The sequence below is a fragment of the Nitrospira sp. genome, assembly GCA_029194535.1.
Classification (GTDB): domain Bacteria; phylum Nitrospirota; class Nitrospiria; order Nitrospirales; family Nitrospiraceae; genus Nitrospira_C.
This window is the reverse complement of sequence record JARFXR010000001.1, coordinates 308906-329825: the sequence shown is the minus strand read 5'-3', so window position 1 is coordinate 329825 and position 20920 is coordinate 308906. Positions and strand designations below refer to the sequence as shown.

The 20920-nt window shown below is 62.3% G+C and carries 15 protein-coding genes; 8 read left to right on the top strand and 7 right to left on the bottom strand.

The window, feature by feature from the left end; all coding sequences use genetic code 11:
- Nucleotides 1–229: 229 nt before the first annotated feature.
- The 3 genes from P0111_01515 to P0111_01505 form a co-directional block, all read right to left on the bottom strand.
- A complete protein-coding gene (locus P0111_01515) occupies nt 230–3460 on the bottom strand; it encodes a hypothetical protein (protein MDF0642681.1) in 3231 nt (1076 codons plus the stop codon).
- Nucleotides 3461–3608: 148 nt separating this feature from the next.
- Entirely contained in the window at nt 3609–5084 is a 1476-nt protein-coding gene (locus P0111_01510; GenBank protein MDF0642680.1) for a YdiU family protein, read from the bottom strand.
- A 77-nt stretch (nt 5085–5161) separates the two neighbouring features.
- Nucleotides 5162–5506 carry a DUF2294 domain-containing protein gene (locus P0111_01505; protein ID MDF0642679.1) on the bottom strand — a complete coding sequence of 115 codons (345 nt, stop codon included), beginning with the start codon at nt 5504–5506 and terminating at the stop codon, nt 5162–5164.
- 390 nt (nt 5507–5896) lie between these two features.
- Between P0111_01505 and P0111_01500 the strand changes: the two genes are divergently transcribed.
- The 6 genes from P0111_01500 (at nt 5897) to P0111_01475 (ending at nt 15069) form a co-directional block, all read left to right on the top strand.
- Nucleotides 5897–7615 carry a proton-conducting transporter membrane subunit gene (locus P0111_01500; GenBank protein ID MDF0642678.1) on the top strand — a complete coding sequence of 573 codons (1719 nt, stop codon included), beginning with the start codon at nt 5897–5899 and terminating at the stop codon, nt 7613–7615.
- A 57-nt stretch (nt 7616–7672) separates the two neighbouring features.
- Nucleotides 7673–9373: a proton-conducting transporter membrane subunit gene (locus P0111_01495; protein MDF0642677.1), complete on the top strand. Its 1701-nt coding sequence runs from the start codon at nt 7673–7675 to the stop codon at nt 9371–9373.
- Nucleotides 9370–10680 (top strand): proton-conducting transporter membrane subunit, encoded by a 1311-nt coding sequence (locus tag P0111_01490; GenBank protein MDF0642676.1) that lies wholly within the window; start codon nt 9370–9372, stop codon nt 10678–10680. The genes P0111_01495 and P0111_01490 overlap by 4 nt, the downstream gene beginning before the upstream one ends.
- Nucleotides 10668–13913: a DUF2309 domain-containing protein gene (locus tag P0111_01485; protein ID MDF0642675.1), complete on the top strand. Its 3246-nt coding sequence runs from the start codon at nt 10668–10670 to the stop codon at nt 13911–13913. Before P0111_01490 ends, P0111_01485 begins: the two co-directional genes overlap by 13 nt.
- 310 nt (nt 13914–14223) lie before the next feature.
- Nucleotides 14224–14565 carry a P-II family nitrogen regulator gene (locus P0111_01480; GenBank protein ID MDF0642674.1) on the top strand — a complete coding sequence of 114 codons (342 nt, stop codon included), beginning with the start codon at nt 14224–14226 and terminating at the stop codon, nt 14563–14565.
- A 234-nt stretch (nt 14566–14799) separates the two neighbouring features.
- Nucleotides 14800–15069 (top strand): hypothetical protein, encoded by a 270-nt coding sequence (locus P0111_01475; protein MDF0642673.1) that lies wholly within the window; start codon nt 14800–14802, stop codon nt 15067–15069.
- Nucleotides 15070–15705: 636 nt separating this feature from the next.
- Here the strand turns inward: P0111_01475 and P0111_01470 are convergent.
- The 4 genes from P0111_01470 to P0111_01455 form a co-directional block, all read right to left on the bottom strand.
- A complete protein-coding gene (locus P0111_01470) occupies nt 15706–16107 on the bottom strand; it encodes a type II toxin-antitoxin system VapC family toxin (GenBank protein ID MDF0642672.1) in 402 nt (133 codons plus the stop codon).
- Nucleotides 16104–16346 (bottom strand): hypothetical protein, encoded by a 243-nt coding sequence (locus P0111_01465; protein MDF0642671.1) that lies wholly within the window; start codon nt 16344–16346, stop codon nt 16104–16106. The genes P0111_01470 and P0111_01465 overlap by 4 nt, the downstream gene beginning before the upstream one ends.
- Nucleotides 16347–16508: 162 nt before the next feature.
- On the bottom strand, nt 16509–17546 hold the full coding sequence (locus P0111_01460; GenBank protein ID MDF0642670.1) for a tetratricopeptide repeat protein: 1038 nt from the start codon (nt 17544–17546) through the stop codon (nt 16509–16511).
- Nucleotides 17547–17565: 19 nt separating this feature from the next.
- Nucleotides 17566–19053 carry an FAD-dependent thymidylate synthase gene (locus P0111_01455; protein MDF0642669.1) on the bottom strand — a complete coding sequence of 496 codons (1488 nt, stop codon included), beginning with the start codon at nt 19051–19053 and terminating at the stop codon, nt 17566–17568.
- A 158-nt stretch (nt 19054–19211) separates the two neighbouring features.
- Here P0111_01455 and hisS point away from each other — a divergent pair, with 158 nt between their 5' ends.
- Both hisS and P0111_01445 read left to right on the top strand, forming a co-directional pair.
- Nucleotides 19212–20468, top strand: a complete 1257-nt coding sequence (hisS, locus tag P0111_01450; protein MDF0642668.1) for a histidine--tRNA ligase — start codon at nt 19212–19214, stop codon at nt 20466–20468.
- Between the two features lie 113 nt (nt 20469–20581).
- The gene (locus P0111_01445; GenBank protein ID MDF0642667.1) at nt 20582–20902 is read left to right on the top strand and encodes a DsrE family protein; all 321 of its coding nucleotides are present in this window, start codon (nt 20582–20584) and stop codon (nt 20900–20902) included.
- The last annotated feature ends 18 nt before the right edge of the window (nt 20903–20920 follow it).

Genomic DNA, 20920 nt, shown 5'->3' with positions numbered 1-20920 from the left:
ACCTCTACTGAAGTAGGGGGGCAGTACGAGCCCTGCCGCCCATTCCTCTCGAGAGTCGGATCTTCAAACCGCCCGGTAGGTTTTCAGGCATGAGCCACTTGCTAGCGTTGCGTCCCAGAAGTTCGTTCGTGGTGAGCCTGTCGAACCATGAACGAAACTCTTTGAAAGTGGGCACCCTTCGACCGACTCAGGGTGAACGGATTATTACAGGAACTTAAAGGACACCACACTAGCGGACATATAGATATTGGAGCAGTGCGATGAGGCCGTAGAGCGAAGATTCGATCACCGGCTGCTGGTACAGCGGCACGAAGGCCCCCTGCTCGTTGGCTTCCACCTCGCCGATGATGTGTTGGATTTGCTTCGTCCGGACCTCATGATCCTTTCCGACCCCCAGCGTCTGCACCATCTGTCGGCTCAACTTGGCCAGCATGGCGGCTTTCGCGTTGTTCGCCGCCTGATAGAGCAGGTAGGCGCCCATCAGCGCGAGCAGGATGTTCACCGACCACATGAGCAGCAACAGTTTGGGATAGTTCCAAATGTCGAAGTAGTCGTTGCGGGCGGCGATCATGATGAGCAGGGCGATGAAGGGGTAGCGGATGATGCGGTTCACGGCCTCGGTTCTCAGGCCGATCAGATCGATCACGGCCAGATATTTCAGCTTCTGGAACTCGGTTTTGTGTGCCTCGTCGAGACCGTAGTCGCGGAGATATTCGTCCTGCACCTGGTCGGACCAGCCGCCGGTCGAGGTCGTCACCCAGCCGATCCATCGCCGGCACAGCATGACGGCGTCGAACACCGCGAGGTTCAAGAGGACGACGACGGCCGCCGTGCCCAGCGCCATGAGCGAATCCACCGCGCAGCTCAGCGTTCCCCGACAGGGGTGAATCATTTCCTCGTCGAGCACCCATCGCTTCAGCGGCCACATGACCGCCAGATAGAGTAGGAACAGGAGGAGCGCCCGCGCGGTTCGCTGTGCCGGCCTCCCGGCTTCGCGATACCAGGACCAGGTTTGATCCATGGTGGCCGGGATTCTGGTCGCGGACGGATGGTAGACGCGCTGCAGGTTCGTCCAGAATGATCCGATCGTGAGACCTCGTTGTCCTTGGTCGTCCCGGAATCGGAATCGCCGGTCGAGCCGGTCGCTGTTGTGCCCGAGGTCGCGCGCACCCTTCGCCAGAAACACCATGCTCACGACGACCACCAGGAGCCGCAGCAGTTCGCTCGGCCAGATGCTCACGCCGTCCGTCCAGGAGAACGGCTCTCCTTCGTCATGCCCGGACAGGAGCGCAGGAGCGCCGCCCAGCGCCACAAACGCCAAGAAGGAGGCCAACACCAGCAGAGCCAACGCGCCGACCTGCCGGGGCTTTTCCGACGCCCAACTCCAGATCCGCTGATTACTCCAGGCGACGATGGTCATGATCAACAGGCCCACGATGCCAGACACCGCCACCGCCGTGTCGTTGAACCCGATCCCCTGCTTGAGCTGACCGAGATCGTCGGTAGAGGCCAGATCGCCCCGTAGCGGATGGACGGTCCGAACCCGTTCTTTCTCGACGACGCTCAAATCCACGGCGCCGTTCCGTCCCACTTCAAAGAGACGAGGGTGAACACCCGGATCATACCGGCGGTCTTCCGGCGTCAAAGACACATGATATGAGGAGGTACAGCGGCCGGGCGGTTGCGGCTGCCCCCTCGGTAGACAGACGACGTGTCCCACCGCCTGCAGGGCGGCAAAATAGGTGGCGGTCTGGTAGCTGCTGCGAAACGGCGGCACGTCGCGCTGCAGGCCACCTTCCAGCTGCAGCCCGAACGGCGAAGCCACGACCAGGTTGCGGGTCGATCGGTATTCGCTGGGGTGGAGGTGCCGCCCGTCCAGATCGACGGTGAAGAAAATCGCGTGGGGAAACGACGGCCGGAGCGCCTTGATGATCAGCAGCGCGTCGTAGGGATCCGTACCGAGGATCCCGATCGCCCTCGCTCCTTCTCCTTCCTCGTAAATCCGCGCGGTCAGCGCTCGCACGTAATCGAGCTGGCTCGTTCCTTCGGGTCGATCCCCGACCGAGTCTTTCGATGGATCGGCGCTCGCCCGCGCCGCCCGAGCGGCGCGGGCCGCATCGTCGCCCGGCACTTCTCCGTCCAGACCGCTGAGGTAACTGTAGCGAAACACGTTGAGCCGGAGATCTTCATAGTCGGCCGGGCGTTGAACCTGGAGATCGACGGCGCGAGGGACCGTGGGACAGCGCGTCTTGATCTCGACCGGAACGAGAATCTCTTTGAGTTGCTGCTCAGGAAGCGCGGCCACCTTGACGCAGGCGGCGGCGCGGAACTCGATCGGAAGGGCCCTGCCGTAAAAAGAATCCCACTCCCCGATGAGGATGACGGCATCCCATCCCAACTTCACCTGCCGCCGTTCCAGTTCGGCGATCAGTCCTTCGAAGAGCAGATCGTCGGATCCGATTTCATAGACCAACCGGATGTTGGCGTCGGCCAGCCGGCGGTGGAATTCGTGCTCGCAATCCTCATAGGTCCTGCAGGCCGCTCCCCGTCCGGATTCCGTCTTGAGTCCGTACGCCAGCAATCCTCTCATCGCGCTCGCCCATGGCGAGTAGAGTTCGACGGTGCCGTCGGCGTTCGGCCAGACCCCTACCCCGTCGTGCGGCCGCCCATATAATTGACCGACTTCGTCCAGGATGGCGCGGAAGGCGGACGAGCTGCGCGGCCCCATGATCTTGACGGTCACCGCCCGTTGCAGCGCGAGACGAATCCGAACCAGTTTGGGGGATTGTTGAGTCAGCAAGCACTCGCCTTGCGCGGAGTCCTCACAGACCAACGCCTGCGAAAAAGAGGTCAAGGTCGCGAGAAATCCCCGCCGCAACGCTTCATCGGCAAACCAGACCACGAGCACGCTGTCGGCGCGCGCCTCGTCCGCCCCGCAGACCCGCGTCTTCCTGAGCCGGTACCATTCGTACGGAAGTCCGGGCATCGCGCCGCCCGGTTCCCAATCGACGAAGGAGAGGTACCCTTCGCCCTCCGGGGCATAGCACCCCACTCCAAGCGCGGTGCCGACGGCATAGCGGTCGCGAATGCGGGATTCGATGTTGTCGACGTAGGGCCCGCCGCTGGTCGTGACCAGCAGCACCGTCACCCGTTGCCCGTTCTCCACCCGCTCGGCGAGGGCCTTGCGCAGCGGCATGAGCCGGCGGGCCAGCGAGGCTTCCGCGCCGGACGACGGCTTGGATCCTGACCGTCGGATGGCCCGCTCCACCGCCGCAACCGGATCCTCCCACAGACGCGCCCGAACGATCTGCTCGCTCGACCCCGGCTTCAGCTCGAGCGCGGATCCGGCCGGTCGCGAGCTGCGCAACGGCTCCTTGACCAGAAGCACCCCGGCGATGGCCAGCGCGAGCGTCAGCGCTCCCGCCACTGCCAGCTTCGAGTCACTGCGCGTCTTGGCCACGAGTCCTCCCCTGCCGTGCGGAAGTCACTCTACAACACTCCATGAGGGGACCTGCAAGGTGGGAACGTGCGCCTGACGGCGGCGTCTGGTTTGGACGCGGGTCTGAGGGGAACGGCACAGAGACCTGCGCAAGCCTGTAACAGGCCGGTCACGACGAACAACTGACCGTCACGTGCTTGCCCCAATTGGGCGGCGAGGCGGCATAGGCGTCCGTTCCGGCTCGTTCGCGGTAGGGATCCTGCAGCACATCGAACAATCGCTCGATCTCGGTGAAGTCCTGGTGCTGCGCCTTCTCGATCGCCGTCTGCGCGAGATAATTCCGCAGCACGTACTTGGGATTGATCCGGTTCATCCGTTCGCGCCGGTCGTCGTCGGCGCTTCCCTCGTCCTGCAGCCGCTCTCGGTACCGCACCGCCCAGGCCGCGAAGCGATCACGATTGAGAAAGTAGTCGCGTAGGAGCTCGTTGACCGCGCCGGGTGCGCTGTCGAAACTGCCGATCTCTCGAAACACACGCGTGTAATCCGCATGGCTCTCCTGCAGCATGCCGAGGAACTCGTCGATCAGGTCGTCGTCACCGCTTCGTGCTTCCCGCAATCCCAACTTCAGGCGCATTCGCGTCCGGAACTCCGACTCAAAGATCGGGGTATAGCGGTCCAACGCCTCCTTCAAGGCCTCCTTCGGCGCCAGCGGCAGTAACGTCTGCGCGAGGCAGCTGAGATTCCATAGTCCGATGTACGGCTGTTGGTTGAAGGCATAGCGTCCGTTGTGGTCGGAGTGATTGCAGATGAACGAGGCGTCGTAGTCGTCCATGAAGCCGAACGGTCCGTAGTCGAGGGTGAGGCCAAGGATCGACATGTTGTCCGTGTTCATCACGCCGTGGGCCCAACCGACGGCCTGCCACTGCGCGATGAGCGTGGCTGTCCGCTCGACGACCTCGGCGAAAAATCGGGCATATCGGTCGGCAGCTTCGCGGAGGTGCGGGAAATGCCGGTCGATCACGTAGTCGGCCAGGATTCTCAGCCGCTCATGCTGTTTGCGGTAGTAGAAAATCTCGAAGGTGCCGAAGCGCACGTGCGTCGGCGCCATCCGGACCAGCATCGCCCCGGTTTCGATCTGTTCGCGATAGACCTTGTCCTCGCTGCCGACGATGCAAAGCGCTCGCGTCGTCGGGATGCCCAGACCGTGCATGGCTTCGCTGCACAAATACTCGCGGATCGTCGACCGCAGCACCGCCCGCCCGTCGCCGTCCCGAGAAAACGGCGTCATCCCCGCTCCCTTGAGGTGTAGCTCCCATGTCTCGCCCCGCTCGTTGACGGCTTCGCCCAACAGGATGGCCCGCCCGTCGCCCAGCTGAGGCACATAGACGCCGAACTGGTGACCCGAGTAGAGCATGGCCAACGGTTCCATGCCGGGTGCCAGCAAGCTTCCGCCGAAGGTTCCCGCGAATTCCGGGCGAGCAAACTGAGCCGGATCCAGGTCGATCAGGGCGGCGGCGGCAGGATTGGCGTGGATCAACCGCGGGGGAGAGCTGAACGGCGTCGGGTTGAGCCTGGCGAAGAAGGCATCCGGCAGGCGGGCATAGCTGTTGTCGAAACGGAGCGTTTCAAGGGTCCGACCGGCCATGGTCCAGCATGCCAGGACCGGCGAGCGGCTTGCAACCGCGATTCGGCGTCACGAGAGGAGCGGTTCTTGGGTCTGCCCTAGCGGCCGACGGGCTGGATGTCCCGATCGACAGTGAAGACGAAGACGCGCTCCCCCAGCTGGACGTCGATGTCGGTAAAGAGGCCCAAGATCTTCGCGCCCGTGATGTCGCTGACCTGTTCGCAGAGTTTGTCGCGTCCTTGGGCGATCAAGGTCTGGCGCAGTCGCTTGACCATCTCCACCCCTTCGGGTGTCTTGGCCAGTTGACGCTCGGCGGGCGTCAGCACGCCTTTCAACCGCACCACCACGAGATCGCGCACGATGAACGCCCGCACGTCGTCGGGGCCGCGTCCCATGAACTCCTGTTCGAATTTGATGATGGCGTTGCGTATGGCGTTTTCCATGATGCGACTGCCGGCGCTGAGGCTCCGTCCGCTCCCGCACGTGTCCTCGTGATTATAGAGTTGCGCGGTGGCTCGAACAAGCAGTCCGGCCGCGCCGGTGGTTGATAGGTCTTTCGGACCATCGGACGGTTGTTGAGTGGACTCATGCCGCGATTCCTGCTTGACGCTGATCAGGACCCCGTATTAATGATGGACCACGATCGGTCGGCCGGCAGTGTTGCTCGTCCCGAATTTCGTGTCGCAGACGAGCAGGATGTCACGGTCGGCCGTCAGGGGCCGTAGGGCGGCCGGCAGTTCGATTGGACGGCCGGTCGCAGTGCAAGCCAACCGCGGGGCTCGACCGGAACGTCGAGACACCCGGTTGGCTTTTTGTCTTTTTACGGGTGTGGAATGTGGACGTTCGCCGTGCTGCTCGCCGTGCTGCTCGTCCTGCTGCTGCCGCTGCTGACCACGCTCATCGTGGTGGCCGGCGGGGAAGCGGCCTTGCGTGCCCGCATCAACATCGCCCTGTGGCCGATCGGCGTCGCCTGCGCCGGCGCCGTGGCAACCCTCTATGTCGTCGCCACGCAAGGGCCGGTCTCGATCCGCTTCTATGATCCCGCCCTGACCGGGTCGTTCCCTCTGCCGCTCGGCTTCTACGTGGATCGCCTCAGCGCGGTCATGATGGTGCTCATTTCGGGCATCGGCACGATCATCTATGCCTATTCCATCCAGTACATGAGTCGGGAGCCGCACGAACGCCGCTACTTCGCGCTGCTCGGTGTCGCCGTCTGCGTATTGCTCTGCATGGTGTCCAGCGCCAACCTCATCATGCTGTTTGTCTTCTGGCAGCTTCTCTCGTATCTGCTCTATCTCCTCATTCACAATCACACACACGCCGCGACGCTGGAGAGCGCCTTCCGAACCTTCACGTTGCTGCGGATCGGGGACGTCGCCTTTCTCGCCGGGACGGCCCTGGCCTATATGTGGTATGGCACCCTGGAGTTCCCCGAGCTGTTTGCCGCCGCCGTTCAGTCGCAGGTCACGATCGCGCCGCTACCTGGCATCGAGTGCAGCGGGGCCACGGTGGTCACGCTGCTCTTGCTGATCGGCGCCATGAGCAAGTCGGCGCAATTTCCCTTCCACATCTGGCTTCCGCGGTATCTGTACGCGCCGACGCCGGTGACGGCGCTCCTGCACGCGGGCATCATCAACGCCGGGGGCTTTCTGATCAACCGGCTCGCCCCGTTGTTCGGGCTCAGCTCCACGACCCTGCACATCGCCTTTCTCATCGGCACGCTGACCGCCGTGCTCGGCGCGACGATGATGCTGGCGCAGAATGACATCAAGAACATGCTCGGGTTCTCGACGATCGGGCAGATGGGCTATATGATCATGGAATGCGGCCTGGGCGCCTTCTCGCTCGCCGTCTTCCATTTGATCGCCCACGGCCTGTTCAAGGCGACCGTCTTCCTCAATTGCGGCAACGTCATCGGCAAGGCTCGGCTGGAGCCGCATGTCCCTCATCTCGAGCCGGAGACGGATGAGGAACACTACTCGCGCCTGACCTGGGTGACCGGATTCGTCACGACGCTGCTGATCCCGCTGCTGATTCTGTTGCTGACGCACGGGGCGTTGCACATTCCCCTCCTCGAAGCGCAGGGCACCGTGATTTTTCTGTTTTTCATTTGGATCACGTCCTCGCAGGCCATCTTGACCCTCACGCGCCTGCGGGCCGTCGCGTCGTGGAAAGTCTCGGCCGCCATGCTGCTGACCCTGTTGTTCGTCGTGTTCGTCTATCTGTTCGCCGTCGAGTCGTTCACGGCGTTCTTGTATCCCAACCCGGAGGACGTCGCGTCCTACTTCAAGGCGGCGGAGCTGCCGAGCCGGATGTTCGACATGATGATCGGCGCGGCGACGCTCATGACCGTCCTCGGCTGGTGCTACGTCTATCTCAAGGCTCACGGCCGATCGTTCCCGATGCCGGCCTGGATCCACGGCATCCGCCTCCGGCTCTACGTCTTCTTCCTGAATCGGCTCCACATCGACGAAAGCGTCCGGCGCCTGGGCCAAGCCCGGTTGGCCGCCATCCGGCGAGTCGAAGAGCTGGCGCAGGGACGGACGTCCTGATCGCGCTTGACGAGGATCTGATGGTCGTATTAATGGTTAGCCCCTGATGAGGGAGTCGTGACGCTCGTCTTGCTGGTACCGCTTCTCCTCCTCGCAGCCGCCGGTATCGTCGTATTCGGACGGGGCGGCTCCGAACATGCGCGGGCGAAGCTGGCCGCCTATCCCATCGGGGCCGCCTTCCTTGGCGCCGTGGCGACGCTGTATCTCGTGACGACCGGCGGGCCCGTCTCGATCCGGTTCTACGATCTATCCTCGATCGCCTCCTTTGCGATCCCCATCGGATTCTACGTCGACAGGCTGAGCGCAGTGATGATGACGCTGATCACCGGGGTCAGCGTCATCATTTACCGCTACTCGACGGCCTACATGTACCAGGATCGGCACGCCCGTCGGTATCTGGCCATGATCTGCCTCACGGATTTCGTCCTCATCTGCATGGTGTCGAGCGCCAATCTCATGATGCTGTTTCTCTTCTGGCAGGTGCTCAGCTACCTGCTCTACGTGCTCGCCCACAATCACGCCCATGCGGGGACGCTGGCGGGAGCCTTCAAGACCTTCACGCTCCTGCGCGTGGCCGATACGGCATTTCTTGCAGGAATCGCACTCGCCCATCAATTGTACGGCACGCTCGAATTCCAGGAGCTCTTCGCGCGAGCCGCCGATATGCCGGTCATCTTGTCGTTGTGGCCCGGCATGGACATGAGCGGCGCCACGGCCGTCACGCTGCTCCTCTTCGTCGGGGCGATGGGAAAATCGGCTCAGTTTCCGATCCATCTGTGGCTGCCGGGGTCGCTGTTCGCGCCGACGCCGGTACACGCGTTGCTCCACGCGGGCATCATCAACGCCGGCGGCTTTCTGATCAACCGGCTCGCGCCGTTGTTCGGGCTCAGCTCCACGACCCTGCACGTCGCCTTTCTCATCGGCACGTTGACCGCCGTACTCGGCGCGACGATGATGCTGGCGCAGAACGACATCAAGAAGACGCTCGGGTTCTCGACGATCGGCCAGATGGGGTACATGATCATGGAATGCGGCCTGGGCGCCTTTTCGCTCGCCGTCTTCCATTTGATCGCCCACGGCCTGTTCAAGGCGACCGTGTTCCTCAATTGCGGCAATGTCATCCACAAGGCCAGGCAGGAACCGCATTTCCCGCACGTCGATCATCAGGCAGAGGAACCGGGTTTGTCCCGCCTCACGTGGTTCACCGGAGCCGTGACCACGCTGTTCATCCCGCTGCTCATTTTATTGGTTACGCATGGGGTCCTGCGCATCCCCCTGCTGGAATCGCAAGGGACGGTGATTTTTCTGTTCTTTATCTGGATCACCTCGTCCCAGGCCATCCTGACGCTGACGCGGCTGCGCCAGGTGGCGTCCTGGAAAGTCTCGGCCGCCATGCTGCTGACCCTGTTGTTCGTCGTGTTCGTCTATCTGTTCGCCGTCGAGTCGTTCACGGAATTTCTGTACCCGAATCCCGATGAAGCGGCCTCGTACTTCAGAGCCGCCGATCTCCCCGACTGGTTGTTCGACCTCATCATTGTAACGGCCACGATTCTCACCGTCGCCAGTTGGGCGTACCTCTATATGAGCGCCCATGGAATGACGCTGCGGATGCCGGCATGGGTCGAGGATTTGCGGGTACGCCTCTACCTGCCCTTCATGAACCGGCTCTACGCCGACGAATGCTACGCGCTGATCGGGCAGACCATCATGCGCCTGGTTCATCAGGTCGACAAACGGGAGGGGGGCTGGTCGCGATGACAGGCGGCGCGCTGATACCGTGGCTGCTGGCCGGCCTCCCGTTGCTGGGGGCGCTCGCCTGTCTGCCCTTCCGCTCGGAGTCGGAACGGTTGAAACAGTCCTCCGTCGCCTGGGCCGTGGTGAGCCTCGCCTCAGTCGCGGGATGCGCCGGGCTGATCGATGCGCCCCCCGAGGGATTGTTGCCGCTCTACCTGTTGCCGCTCGCCGCCACGATTTCGATCTTGGGCCAACCGGTTCACGAACAGCACCGGCTTTCGTGGATCTTGACATTGGTGTGTCTCGGACTCGGCTTGTCCGCCCTGAGCAGCCCACAGCCGATCGCTCCCTTGAGCGTGACCCTCCTATTGGCTCTGATCGCGGGGTTGCTCTACCGTCACCACAGCGCACTCTGGCCCAGGTCCTGGTGGGGCATCGGCGCCTACGGCTTCGGCGCTTTCTGTGCCGCCGCGTCGGTCGCTGCGGACGTGCCGTTGTCATCGGTCGCCTCCTTACTGGCTTGCGCGGTCTTGCTTCCCCTCGTACCCTTTCACGATGGGTACCTGACGGCGCTGACGCGGTTGCCGGGCAGCCTCCCCTCGTTCATCGTCGTCCTCCTCCCGGTCGCCGGTCTCCACCAGCTTGCGGCTGCCCTGCCCACGATTCCGGACACGGTGGCCTGGACCGTGAGTCTCTTCGCCCTGGTGGGCGCCTCCTACGGGGCGCTCAAGGCCTTGGCGCAATCCCGAGTCCGGCTCCTCCTGGCCTACGGCAGTCTTTCGTTCCTTTCCATCTTCTGGTGGTTCGCCGCAGCCTCGCGAACGACGACGCCCCGGGCCGCGCTCCTGGTCGGGGCGGTGGGCCTGGCGACCAGCGGGCTCATGATCGGCTGGCAGGTCGTCCGCACCAGATACGGCGACGACGTGGATCCACAGGCGATCAGCGGCCTGGCGAGCGGCATGCCGCACTATGCGGTCTTGCTGTCCTTGATCGCGCTGGCCGCGATGGGCCTGCCGCCCTTCGGTGTGTTCGCCGGATTTATGGGGCTGTTGCTGAACTCGCCGCTTCCGTCCTTGGCCGGCCTGTTCGTCACACTTCTGGCATGGCTCGCTGCATCCTGGTACATCATGCAGTTGGTGCAACGGCTGCTCTTCGGCGTCCAGCGGCCCGAACTGCGATACACCGATCTGCTTCACGCCGAGTTGGCGTCGCTGTTGATCATCGTGCTGGTCCTGCTCGCGTTGGGACTGGCACCCTCGACCCTCTTCGCGTCCGACCAAGCCTGGCTCGGGACCTCCACCATCGGAGAATTGACCACGTGGAATCGGTAGGGCGCGCGACCGATATCGAATCGAGACGGATGGAATTGCGCGGGGTCGTTCGCCTCGCCGGGGAGGTGATCGCGCAATATTGGCCGATGCGGACGTTCGTGCATCACAATCCGCTCCACAGTCTCGAATACCTTCCGTTCGAGGAAACGGTCCGGCGCGGCAAGCAATTCATGGGCGGGAGCGGCTATCTTCCCGGCGACCTCTATCGCCGCTACGTCCGGTCGGGGCGGATCCGTCCCGAACACCTGGATGAGGTCTTGGGCCCGCTGGCGCAGGATACCGGTGTCGCGATCGGCGCCCGCACCGTCTCGCAGCGCGAGGTGCTGCGCGCCTGTCTGACCGAGGGACTGGGATCGCCCGCCATCGAACCTCTCGACAGCCAGCTGCCCGATCCCTCCCATGTGCCGATCGAACGGCTCGCGACCCGCCTTGAGTCCGCGCTCATCTATCCCGACCTCCGGACGCGGATACGCGCCATCGTGGAGGCCGATGAAGCCGCGTTGGGTCAGTGGCTCACCCTCTCGCACTGGTGCGACGATACGTTGGGTACGCAGGTCGTCCGCCAGATCAACGACCAGCTCATCAAATGGTGCGAAGCCTTTCTCGACGAAGGACACGCGACCTGGGCCATGCCGGAACGCGACAAGGGTCTGTACCAGGCCTGGAAGACGATTGCCGCGCACGAATGGTCACCCTGCGGCATCGAAGACAGCGCGCGCAAAATCGCGGAACTGCCCGAGTACCCGGAAGATGCGCTGATCGAGAGCCTCGACATGCTCGGCATTCCCGCCAACCTGCGGCAAGACTATCTGTCATTGCAATTGACCGCCCTGCCCGGCTGGGCCGGGTTCATCAAGTGGCGCGGCGAAGAACGAGATTATCCTTGGCAACAGGCGTATCCGGCCGGGCTCGTGAAGTTCCTGGCCATCCGCCTCTGGTACGCGCGCGAGCTCGTCCAGAAAGCCTGCCGCGCCGAACTCGGTATCGACGGTCGCTACGAGGCCGTAACCGAGTACATGCGCAGCCATCCGGAAGAGTACTATTTGCGAAAGCAACGGGTCGCGGGGCGATTACCGGCCCTGTATGCGGAGGAGGTCGATCGTCTGGCTCACCAGAGAGGCAACGGATGGAAGGCGGTGCTCGATCGCTACCACATCGACGTGGTTCCCCGACAGGCGTCGGCGTCTCGTCGTGGCGCAGCCAGAACGCTGCTGGCGCTCGCGCAATCGCTCGGTCTCGACCCGGAGCAGCTCGTCGCCGCCCCGCCCGATACGCTGAAACAGCTCGTGCAATGGATTGAGGCCTTTCCGGAGTCCGCTCATGGGCCGGTTTGGCTCAAGGCCTTTGAGGCGGGCTATCAGGACACGCTGATCGGAAGACTCGCGCGCAACGCGCGTGAGGGGGAGGCTCCGCCGGTGAAGCCGGCGGAGGGGGCGACGCGAGCCCCTACGATCAGTCGACCCTACTCACAGTCGGTCTACTGCATCGACGTGCGATCGGAACCGTTCCGCCGGCACTTGGAATCGACCGGCGCGCACGACACCTATGGCTTCGCCGGCTTCTTCGCCGCCTTCATCCGGTTCAGGGCCTGGGGAAAAGAACACGACACGGAACAGTTTCCCGTCATCATGCGCGCCAAGAACGAGGTGCGTGAGATTCCACGCAGCTACCTCGATCACAAGGTCTCCACTCATGAAGCCCGGACGAAATGGGTCCATGCCGGCCACACGCTCCTCCACGATCTCAAAGAAAACGTGGTCACGCCCTACGTCATGGTGGAATCGTTGGGATGGGTCTATGCGATTCCCATCTTCGGCAAGACCTTGTGGCCGTCGCTCTACCGTCGATGGACATCCTGGCTACGGCGGCTGTTCGTCCCGTCCATCGCGACGACGCTCACGGTCGGCAAGATGGCCCCAGACGAAACCGCCGAGATGCTGGCGGCGCAGCAGCAAGCCAGGATCAGGGCGGCGCTCGAAGAACATACGGGTCTGCGCAAATCCCGGATCACGCCCGGGCTCGTCGAGGGCCTTCGTCAGCGGGCGCTGAGCGGCGCGGGAGAAGCCGATCCGCTCCTCCTGGACGCAGCCACGCAGTCGGGACTCACGGCGGACACGCTCGACCGGCTCGTCGGGCTTCTGCAGCGGCAGTACGGCATCAGCGCGCGCTCCGCCTCCCATCAACGGGAACGGATCACGCGCACCGGGTTCACGACGGATGAACAGGTCCTGACGGTGGATACAGCCTTGCGGATGATGGGCCTGACTCGGAACTTCGCTCGGCTGGTGCTGTTTTGCGCGCACGGCAGCACGTCCGACAACAATCCCTATGAATCCGCGCTCGATTGCGGAGCCTGCGGCGGCAATGAAGGCAACCCCAACGCGCGGGTTTTGGCCATGATGGCGAACAATCGGACGGTGCGGGAACGCCTGGCCAAAAACGGCCTCGACATCCCGGCCGACACCCATTTCGTGGCCGGCCAGATGGATACCACGACCGACCATGTCACGCTGTTCGACCTGGAAGACGTGCCGCCGACCCACCGTGCCGATCTGGCCCGGCTGCAGGAAGACCTTCAGGAGGCGGCCGAACTGACGAGCCAAGAACGCTGCGCGCGGCTTCCCGACCTCGAGCCGCCCCCGACGGGACAGCAGGCGGTCGCCCACGTGCGCAGACGCAGCGCCGACTGGAGTCAGGTCCGCCCGGAATGGGGGCTCTCAGGTAACACGGCGATCATCTTCGGTCGCCGGGAGTTGACCAAGGGTCTCGATCTCGAGGGCCGGGTGTTCCTCCATTCCTACGACTATCGGGAAGATCCGTCCAATCGCCTGCTGGAGGTGCTCCTGACCGCGCCGCAGGTCGTGGCCCAGTGGATCAACATGGAGCATTATTTTTCCACCACCGACAACGAGGTCTACGGGAGCGCGAGTAAGATCTACCACAATGTCGTCGGGCGACTGGGGATCATGTCGGGACCCTGGAGCGATCTTCGTTTGGGGCTCGCGCGGCAGACCGTCATGAACGGCGACCTGCCCTACCACGAGCCGATGCGGCTGCTGACCATCGTCGAGGCGCCGCGCGGGCGCATCGACAAACTGATCGGACGGCACGAGGTGCTGCAGCACTTCTACCACAATGAATGGGTCCATCTCGTCGCGCTCGATCCCGAAGATGCGGTATGGTATCGGTATCGCCCCACGGGGGGCTGGAGTCGAATCGAGTCGATGTCGTAGCTCATCGTGAGCTAGGAGTCTGTCCGAGTCATGCCATTCTACTGCGGCAAACGATCTGCGGGTATCTGCCTCGTGCTCGGCCCGAAAAAATGCTCAACGTATTCCAGCGAATACGCGTCCGGTTTTTTCGAGCCTTGCGCCGCTCATCTGCCCGCACCTCCTTCGCCTCGCTACGAAGGATGACTCGGACAGACGCTTAGGAATTCGAGCAGACGAAGCTGTCCGAGGAACGTCCGGCACCGGCAGCAACGTCCCAGACGCGAGGACCACCGAGCGTCGAGTATGTCTAGCCGGGAGAAGGAGACGTGAGATGGGCGGGCTAGTCCTGCATCCGATGAAGGAAATTCGTGTGATCGTCGCCGGGGAGCATCGGGCGTTCGTGACGGAGTTGCTCGACCGCGTCAATGCGACCGGCTATACCATCATCGGCAACGTGTCGGGGAAGGGGCATCATGGGGTGCGTGAAGCGCATTTCATGTTCAGCGAGCAGGAAAGCCTGGAGATGATCATGACGGTCGTGCCCGAAGACAAAGTCGAACCCATTCTGGCCGGCCTGAGGCCGCTGTTCGAGCGGCACTCCGGCGTCATGTTCGTGGCCGACGTGGCGGTCAGCCGTCAGGAGTATTTCGGCAAGAAGAACAAAAATTCCTGACCGGCTGGTAGCGAGTCAGTGGGCCATCAGCAGCACTGACGTGTGTCATTCCCGCGGAAGCGGGAATCCAGTCAAGGCCTTCTGGTCAGCATCGAGTCTTGATCGAGGAGTGGATGCCCGCCGTCGCGGGCATGACGCAAGAGGGAACCGACCCACTACCGACTGGTTTCCGGCCTTGTCTTTCCCGTGACGGATTGTCTAGAATGGCGGTCCGTCCACGGTCAGGAGTCTATCGTGAAAGGATTGCGGTTCGAACGAATCGGGCAAGGCCGTTATTACAACGTGGTGTTCCACCTGGGCAGTACGTACGTCCCGGTGAGCGACGAGACCATCGACGAGCTCAAAGCCCAGAGTCTGCTTCCCGCCGAGCGGTTTCTCGACTTGCTGCTGGATCGCGTCGGCTATTCCTCCTACCTGAAAGATCAGATCCGAGCCGAACTGCGGAGTTCCGGCGATCCGGTGACGCAGATTACGGTTCTTCAGGGCGCCATCCGCGAACTGTAATCAGGCGTTGAAAAACGCCACCGGCTACGTTCTCGCATTACTCAAAGGCTCAACGTATCAGCAACCATACGCCTCGCCTTCTCGTTCGCTGCGGCCTTGCCAGCGTCGCCTTTGAATACCTGCGAAATCCTGGAAATTCATTCCTCCGGTCTCTAAATGCCCGAGTCACCGCAAATCTTGTGAAATGCATCTCCGAGGAAGTACGGGTGATACTATCATCAGGATATTGTTCACGCTATTGCGTGCCACAACACTATTCCTACCCAAACCACTGCGGCAATAATCGCTAGAATCCAGGCCAAGATTGTTCCGAAGGCAAGAAATCCCATAATTGTTGAGGCAGGCGACAGGGTTCCAATAAGCTTCCGCTCGTCGCCCAACGACTTGCCAGTCCGTGACCACAAAGGAGTATCGAGTATAGTTCTCTCGCTTTTATGGCTTCTCCCGGTCTCTTTGATAGCCCGAAATGAAACGTGTTGCCGGAATTTCGATGAAGATGGTGCGGGCCGTCCGTAGGAGGGTTTGCAACTGCTCAAAGGTGTTCATACATATGATGCAACTTGCCCATCCCCTCTCTTCGGATCTAGCGAGTCAGGTTTTGGTCCTTCCACTGCGCGCCTCGAGCGAGGGCCTGTTTTAAGCCACAAAGGCCGAGGGTGAAACGGCAACGACGGGGAAGGCTTTCAACAACTGGCGGTCGCTTGTGACCAAGGGCGCCCCTAGGTCCTGTGCAAGGGCGACAAACTCACAGTCATATGCGGAGCATCCGGACTGATCGGCGAGCGTCAACACATGGCGAGAGATCACGCTGTACTCGTGTCCGGCCACCCATCGTTCGGCTTCGTCGAGGATGGAAAGGGCCTCATCCAGTTGGAGCACAGCTTTTCTCACCAGTCCGATCAGCGCATTCCGAAACTCGGACCGCCACAGCAACGGGGCCGCCCATACGGCATCCCGACGCAGCACAGCTTCGCTGTCCTGCGTTCGTTGGCCTTGCACATAGAGATAGATCAGCAGATTGGTATCGGCCACGATCATGGCCGCCCGGCCTCCTTGAGTTCGTCGAGCACCCGATCGGTTAGTTTCATACCTTTGGGCATCCGTCGAAGGGCCCGCGCTCTGGCCAGCAGCGCATCGGCATCGACTGGGACGCTGTGGGTCATTTGCTCCAAATAAGAGATAACTTGAAAATTCAGGCTCCGGCGATGAGCAGCAGCCTGTTGCTTGAGGCGCTTCACCAACGGCTCCGGGATATTCTTTATGGTTAAGGTCGCCATGAGATTCCTCCTGGATGGTTCCATAACGAATCCGTTATGGATGCTATCTTGGGCTCGATGACCTCGTCAAGCGTGAAGATGTGCGGGCAGGTGATGACGAGCGAGCGGCGGATCGTTCTTGCGCGACGCGAGAACGACGCTGGCGGTCTGTTGAGCAGCGCGCTAATCCCCGACTCGCCCTTCCTGGAAGAGCTGATTCATGATGGCGTTCTTCATGTCGGGGTCTTTGTAGTACTTGAGCGCCTTGGTGTAATTGTCCATCGCGCTTTCCGGTTTGCGCCGTTGCGCATAATATTCGGCGATGCCGTGATAGGCGCGGGCGTCCTGCTCGTTGACTTTGAGGCCGCGGTTGAAGGCCTCATACGCGTCCTGCAAGTGCCCCTTCCGCAGCGAGATCCATCCGAGCGCCGTATGCGCCGGCCCGAAATCGGGATTCGACCGGAGCGCTTCGGCATACTCCTTCTGCGCCAGGTCCATCCGGTTGCGCGTTTCGTACAAGCCGCCCAGCGCAAACCGCACTTCGGCGTCGTGGGGATTCAGCCGGAGCGCTTCCTTGTAGGCCTGCACGGCCGCTTCCTGCTTACCCTGTTCCGCCAAGGCACAGGCCAGATTCGCATGGGCCACGCTGTCGCTCGGGTCCAGCTTGATCACTTCGCGATATTGGGGAATCGCCATTTCCAACCGCCCTTGCTCCTGATAGGCCACGCCCAGGTTGGTTCGGGCCGGCGCAAAGCCGGGATCGAGCCGGACGGCTTCTCGATATTCTTTGATCGCCATATCCGGACGGTCGGCCCGTTCGTGGATCTGCGCCAGAAAATAGTGCGGATAGGCGGACGCCGGCGCCAGCTTCGCGGCCTCCTTGTAACTCTGCTGTGATTGCTCCGATTGGCCCGATTGCGCCAGGAACAGACCCATGATGAGGTGGGCGAAGGCCTGATCGCCGTGCATCGCGACGAGGTCCTCCGTCCACTGTTTGATCTGCGTGATGTCCTCCTCCTCTTGAAGACTGTGCGCGTGGCTTGCCCAGGCTTCGGCGAATCGCCCCTTGAGGAGATGGGTGACGTTGAGCACGAAATGCGGGCGGGGGTCACGCGCCTTGACGGTCTGGGGATGGCGTGCCCAGGCCAGCGCCGCCTGAGCCGCGCGCTCCCAGTCTCCCTCCAGGAGAGCGGTTTCGCATACTGTTCGATGGTCGTTCATGACGAGAAGAACCGGCCGGCTATCTGGTCAAGGTGTCTTCGATATCCGGTGAGGTCGCCTGCATGTGCCGGCCGAGGGATGGGTAGCGCTCCGTCACCTTCTCCTTGATCTGCCAGGCGATGGACCGGTAGGACCAGTGTCCCTTCACGCCGGAGCGGAGCTTGGCGATGTACTCGGCCTCGGCAAAATCCATCTTGAACAGGCAGCGGACCTTGAATCCGAACGGAATGGCGTAGAGGGCGGCTTCCCCGTTGACTTTCTTGAGCTGCTCGATGTCGGCCTGCACGGCGTCCATCGCTTGCCGATACTCCCCGTCGAGACCGGCCTGCATGAGCGGCTTGGGCGTATCGTACCCATGCCGGGTCGTGAAGTTCTGCTGGATCTGCTGGCATCGCCGATGCCGGTGAAGGTCGCGCCACCCGCCGATGTCCATGAGAATATCGAACGTGAACGGATAGCCGCTGCGGAATTCCCTGATGAGTTCGTCATACGGACCCCGTCTGTTCAGCGCGACCTCGATCGTTTCTTGCTTCTGCTTCTCGGTCCAGTCGCGGACCACGGCCAGGATGTGTCGGTAGGGTGCTTGGGACACGCGGTAGAGAAGCGTCGCCACCACTTCGTCGCAGGGGTCGTGCGGGTCGATCAGCTCGACCGCCTGTTGGCTGCCCCACGTGGCGGTCTCGTCGAGTCCTGTTCCGCGGAGCGCCTCTTTCGCATACCGGGCCAGGTCCGTGTAGACGGTCCCTTGATACTCGTTGGCCTTGGCGTGGCGCGCCAGCGTGGGGGCCAGCGGTTCGTGGGCGCCGGTCGATTGCCCGTTCAGCTCGCCCCAGACGTTCATCGGAGACCTCTGGCAGGCGTCCTTCAAATCTTCGCCGATCATGCGGAGCTCCGGCAGCTGCGACGACAACAGCCGGGTGATCTGTTTCTCCAGCGTTCTGATGCTGACCACCTGGCCGACGTTGGTGCGGGACGCGAGCGGCAACAGATAGCGCGTGACATCGAAGGCCCTGGCGGCGATCGTGCGTTGATAATCGCCGGGCTTCATGGATTCCGGTCGCGGATCGCCCTCCGACAAAAATTCCACCAGCGGTCCGTGCAGAAGGCGGTAGATTTCCCCCAGGCTCCGAAGAATGCCCTGGTAGGCTCCCTCCGTTTCACTGCCGTGAATCGCGTCCGGTACATACCACCCGCTCGAGGCAAAGTTTTGATACCGGCTCGATTTCGCCTGCCCGTCCCACAGCGGTTCGTCCTCCAGGCGGATCGCCGCCAATTCGGTGATCTCCTCGAAGCAGACGATGACGTGACCGAGGTCGGCGATGGAGGCGTGACCGTAATCGAAGTAGAACTGTTCCCAGAACTTTTCCGAGGAATGGCCGTGGACCCATTGGATGCTGTTCTCGATCGAGTCGGGAGACCGGCTGTACCGGGCCAAGGCATAGGCGGATTTTTCAGGCGGCATCGGGGCCACGGCGATCACGCGACGACTTGGACGGTCTGCGCTCATGCAACGCTCCGGTTCAGGGAGAGACAAGGGTGGAAGGAGGCCACTATAGCGCTCCGCGTCCGCCGCGTGCAAGCGCAGCGATGTCCGCCTGCTCGTTGACTTGGCCGCGAAGCCGTCGCTATAGTCCGCTCGCATCGGCGAGACGTGCGAGATTGCTCATGATCAAGGGAATTAAAGGCGTCAAGGACATTTTGCCCGAGGAAACTCCGCGGTGGCGCGTCATCGAGGAGGCCGCCCGCCGGTGGGCGGAACGGTGCGGATTTCAGGAAATCCGTCTGCCCATTTTCGAGGTGACGGCGCTCTTCGCCCGCAGCATCGGAGCCACCACCGACATCGTGGAGAAGGAGATGTACACCTTTCCCGATCGCGACGGCACCCTGCTGACCTTGCGGCCTGAGGGCACGGCGGGCACGGTCCGGTCGTTCGTCGAACACAATCGAGCAGCCGATCCTGTCCCGCAGAAATACTACTATCTCGGGCCGATGTTCCGTCACGAGCGGCCGCAAGCCGGCCGCCTCCGGCAGTTTCACCAGTTCGGTGTCGAACATTTCGGCACGCAGGATGCCAGGGCCGACGTGGAAGTCATCTCGCTGCTGTGGCGCTTTCTGTCGGACCTTGGCCTTCCGGATTTGACGCTGGAAGTCAACAGTCTCGGCAGCGCGGCCGACCGAGCTGCGTATCTTCCGGTCCTTGTCGCGTTTCTGAAGGGGCGCACCGACCGCCTCTGTGCCAACTGCCTCCGGCGGCTGGACAGCAACCCGCTCCGCGTACTCGACTGCAAAGTACCCGAATGCCGCGCCGCCACGGAGGAGGCGCCACGCCTGACGGATCACCTCTCGGTGGAAGCAAAGGCTCATTTCGACGAGGTGCTCGCCGGCCTGACCGCGCTCGAGATCCCCTCTCGCCTGAATACCCGCTTGGTCCGCGGCCTCGACTACTATTGTCTGACGGCCTTCGAAGTCACATCGTCTCACTTGGGCGCTCAGAACGCGGTCGGAGCCGGCGGCCGGTACGATGGGCTGGTGGAGACGCTTGGAGGACCCAAGACTCCCGCGGTCGGTTTCGCAGCCGGGCTCGAGCGGATCTCCCTGATGTTGCCGGAAGCGCCACAGTCTTCTTCCGTCCCCTCGGTCTATGTGGCTTCGTTCGGAACGGAAGGCGCACCGGCCGGTGTACATGTGCTGGACGCATTGCGGCGGGCCGGGCTGGTTGCTCAGACTGACTACCGGTCCACCACGCTCAAGGCACACCTCCGTCAGGCTGACCGGACCAAGAGCCGTTGGGCCGTCTTCCTTGGTGACGACGAAGTCCGCCGTGGATCCGTCATCGTCAGAAATATGGATACGAAGGCACAAGAAGAGGTACCGCTTCCAGATCTCCCGCGCTATGTTCTCGCACAGCTTCCCCGTTCATAACGCGCCGATTTTTCGTGTTGACTTCCTCTCGAAAACCCCGTAGGCTCGCCAAGTTGTATTAGTGTAACTGTTTGAATAATAAGTGAAGTTTCTTTTTAGTTCCAGGTTATCTCATGGCTGCGCAGAAGCTGGGTCTGTTGTTATCCACACCCCCATCGCACCCCAGCGTTGAGACAGCCGCTCATCTGGCCCGAGCCGCCTTAGGGCGAGGAATCGAGGTCTATCTCTACCTCATCGACGAGGGCGTCAAGAACGTCCGAGACCATCGTTATATCGGCCTCCTCGATCAGGGGGCCAGACTGTCCATCTGTGCATATGGCTGCCAGCAACACGGCGTCTCCACAGAACAGGTTGATTCGCGCGCGTCTCTCTCCGGCTTAGTCGTGCTCTCCGGGATCATTGATGGTTGCGATCGCTTCCTCGCCTTCACATGATAGTCCACATAGTCCACA